Below are 1,381 nucleotides of genomic sequence, written 5' to 3'. Positions count from 1 at the left end.
CAGCACCCGCAGCGTCCCGGCCACCGGGGCGCCCGGCCGCGCCGCCGCCCCGGGCCCGCCCAGGCGGTCGGCCAGCGCGGCCAGCACCGGCTCCGGGTCGCTCTCCAGCGCCGGGGCCAGCGCCCGCGCGGTCAGGAAGCGGTCCTCGCCGCCCCGGTACACGGCCAGCGCCGCCGGCAGATGGACGGCCCGGCTCCCCGGCTCCCGCAGCAGCAGGGCCAGCGCGGCGCCGTGCAGGGCCGGCTCGTCCTCCCGGGCCAGCAGGGTCAGCGCGGTGAACCGCAGCAGCTCCGGCCCGGCGCCGCGGGCGTACGGGGCGGTGTGCAGCGCGTGCACCGCGGCGGCCACATGGCGTTCGGGCCGGGGGTCGTGGCTCCAGCGGTCGACCGCCCGGCAGAGCGCCGAGGGCTCCTCGACCGCCAGTACGGCGAGCAGCGCGTCCGCCCCGGGGTGCGCGGCTCCGGCCAGCACCTCGGTCAACTCGTCCAGGGCCAGGGCCCGGTGGGTGAACAGCAGGTCGTGCGCGAGGTCGGCGACGGTGCTCCCGGGGCGGGCCGGCAGACCGCGCGGGTCGTCGAACCACCCGCAGAGCAGCGGCAGCACCCCCGGCGGATCGGCGCGCAGCCGGCCGGCCACCGCGGCGAGGAACGGCCGGTCCGGCCCGTCGGCGGCCACCAGCCTCCGGAGCAGGCCGAGTTCGGCCTCCGGCGGCAGCCCGAGACCGGCCCAGAAGGACGGCCCGAACCGGCCCAGACCCTCTGCCGGAAGCCGCTCGAACCCGCCTGCGGCGGCCGCACGTTCGACGATCCTTTCGGCCAACTGCTCCAGCAGCGGCCGGTGTTCGGCGAGGTCGGGGCCGGCGGTCAGACCGGCGACCAGCAACCGCCCGGCCCACCAGCCGGGTTCACTGCCGGCGGGGCGCAGGTCCACGGCCCGCCAGATCCGGTGCAGCCACGGATCCAGCGCCGGGGCGCCCCAGGTGGAGCCGACCCGCCGCAGCGCGGCGACCACCGGGCCGATCCGGTGCCGCGGCACGGTCCGGATCCCCGCGGGCGGCCCCCCGCCGTGCCCGGGGGGAGTGTCCTCGGCCTCGCCGAGCAGCAGCCGCAGCGCCGCGTCCAGGTCCAGGTGCAGGCCCTGCAGCCAGTCGGCGAACTCCCCGTGCGCGAAGCGGTAGCCGGAACCGGCCGGTACGAACAGCCCCTCCGCCAGCACCGCCGTCGCCCAGCCGCCCGCCACCGGGAACAGCTCCTCGAACACGGCCCGCGCCAGGGCGCCCTGCTCGGCGCCCAGCATCCGCCGCGCCGCCTCGTGCACCCGACCGGCCACCGCCGCCGCCGTCCGGCGCACCCGCCCGGCGGACACCCCGGCGGGCCGCACG

At 79.8% G+C, this 1,381-nt stretch carries 1 pseudogene; it reads right to left on the bottom strand.

Features of this window, described 5'->3' with window-relative positions:
- Positions 1–1,381, bottom strand: a pseudogene (locus BI06_RS51945) (serine protease); the annotation flags it as partial.

It is taken from the genome of Kitasatospora sp. MBT66 (assembly GCF_000710405.2).
In the GTDB taxonomy this organism is placed as follows: Bacteria; Actinomycetota; Actinomycetes; order Streptomycetales; family Streptomycetaceae; genus Kitasatospora; species Kitasatospora purpeofusca.
The sequence above is the reverse complement of the archived record's forward strand: the minus strand, read 5'-3'. Positions and strand labels throughout refer to the sequence as shown.